This window comes from Mesorhizobium sp. M4A.F.Ca.ET.090.04.2.1 (assembly GCF_003999085.1).
GTDB lineage: Bacteria > Pseudomonadota > Alphaproteobacteria > Rhizobiales > Rhizobiaceae > Mesorhizobium.
Window position 1 is genome coordinate 1 of the sequence record NZ_RZOT01000786.1, and the last position, 1785, is coordinate 1785.

The 1785-nt window shown below is 67.7% G+C and carries 2 protein-coding genes; both read left to right on the forward strand.

The features are described 5' to 3' along the window. The first annotated feature begins 3 nt into the window (after positions 1–3). Positions 4–726 (forward strand): response regulator transcription factor, encoded by a 723-nt coding sequence (locus tag EN781_RS31800; protein ID WP_126054241.1) that lies wholly within the window; start codon positions 4–6, stop codon positions 724–726. Continuing rightward, positions 723–1785, forward strand: a 1063-nt coding sequence (locus tag EN781_RS31805; protein WP_127400693.1) for a histidine kinase dimerization/phospho-acceptor domain-containing protein, incomplete at its 3' end; no start/stop codon positions are given. The genes EN781_RS31800 and EN781_RS31805, both read left to right, overlap by 4 nt.

Genomic DNA, 1785 nt, shown 5'->3' on the forward strand with positions numbered 1-1785 from the left:
GTAATGCAGGCACAACCCCACATCCTCGTCGTCGACGACGACCGCGAAATCAGGACGCTGCTCGGGCGCTATCTCGATGGGCAGGGCTTTCGCGTCTCGGTGGCGGCTGACCGGCGCGAATCCGAGCAGAAGCTCGGCTCGGGCCAGTTCGACCTGATCGTGCTCGACGTCATGCTGCCCGACGGCTCGGGCCTCGACATCTGCAGGGCGCTGCGCGATCGCAAGCCGCATATTCCGGTCATCCTACTGACGGCGCTGAAGGAGGATGTGGACCGCATCATCGGGCTGGAGCTCGGCGCCGACGACTATCTCGGCAAACCGTTCAACCCGCGCGAGCTTGCCGCCCGCATCCGTGCCGTGCTCAGGCGCTCAGCACCGGAAGAGGCTCCGCCGCGTGTGCGCGTCTACCAGTTCGCCGGCTACAGGCTGGAGCCGGACACGCGCAAGGTGATGGATGCCGAGGGCGCGCTGATCGACCTCACCGGCGCTGAGTTCGACCTGCTGCAGGTCTTCCTCGACCGCCCCGGACGGCTGTTGTCGCGCGATCAGTTACTCGATCTGACGCAAGGCCGCGAGCGTGACCCGCTCGACCGATCCGTCGACGTGCTGATGAGCCGACTGCGGCGCAAGTTCGGTGACGCGGGCGAGGGTCCGCTGTTCAAGACGGTGCGCAATGGCGGCTACCAGCTCACCGCGCGCGTCGAGACGGCCGAGGCCGAAGCATGACCTCGCTGCGCCGGCGCCTGATCATCCTGCTGGTCGCGTCGATCGTCGGCGTCGTGGGCCTTGCCACGTTCGTCGCGATCAAGGTGCTCGGCGGGCCGTCCCCCGAGCTCATCATGCGGCCGGTCGCCCGCCAGGTGCAGCTCATGGTGCAACTGGTTCCGGGCCATGTGGCCGGTCCGAGTGACGCGCCGATCAACATCAGCGACCGTCCCGCCGACGGTTTCGAGGACCTCAAGCACACGCGAGTGCTCAACGACATCCTGCATGACGACGGTCTCGACCTTTCGGCGACCGTCAGCCGCAACCCCGGCAGTCCCGGCATGGTCGCCTCGGTCGCGCTGCCCGGCAATCGCTGGATGATCGTCGACGTGCCGGACTTCAATCCACCGCGCGATGTCTGGTTCGTGCTGGCCGGCTGGATCACGCTGATCGCGCTCGGCGCCACGGCGGTCTCGGTCTATTTCACCGCCGTGCTGGTGCGGCCGCTGGAGATGCTGGAGACGGCGGTCAGCAAGATCGGATCGGACGGCGTGCTGGCGGCGGTGCCGGAGAAGGGGTCGGCGGAAGTCCGGGCGACGGCGCATGCGCTCAATCAGCTCTCCGCCAGGCTGAAGACGGCGATGGAGAGCCGCATGCGGCTGGTCGCCGCCGCCGGCCATGACCTGAGGACGCCGATGACGCGGATGCGGCTCAGGGCTGAATTCCTCGACGACGACCGCGAAAAATGGCTGCACGACCTCGATGAGCTCGACCGCATCGCCGACAGCGCGATCCGGCTGGTGCGCGAGGAGGTCAACCAGGATGCCGTCGAGCCGGTCGACCTGGCGAGGCTGCTGCGCGACATCCAGGCCGAGATGATCTCGCTCGGACATCCGGTCTCTGTCGGCCAGCTCGACAAAGTCTCGGTCAAGGCCGGCGCGCTTGGCCTCAGGCGGGCTCTGCGCAACCTGATCGTCAACGCCGCTACACATGGCAGGGGCTGCAGCGTTGCCCTGACGAGCGCCGGCGGCCAGGCCGTGCTGACCTTCGACGATGATGGGCCGGGCATTCCGCCGGAAC

Bases quoted from the DNA above. Each gene is read 5' to 3' on its own strand.
- EN781_RS31800 (WP_126054241.1), top strand. From the start codon at position 4: ATGCAGGCACAACCCCACATCCTCGTCGTCGACGACGACCGCGAAATC.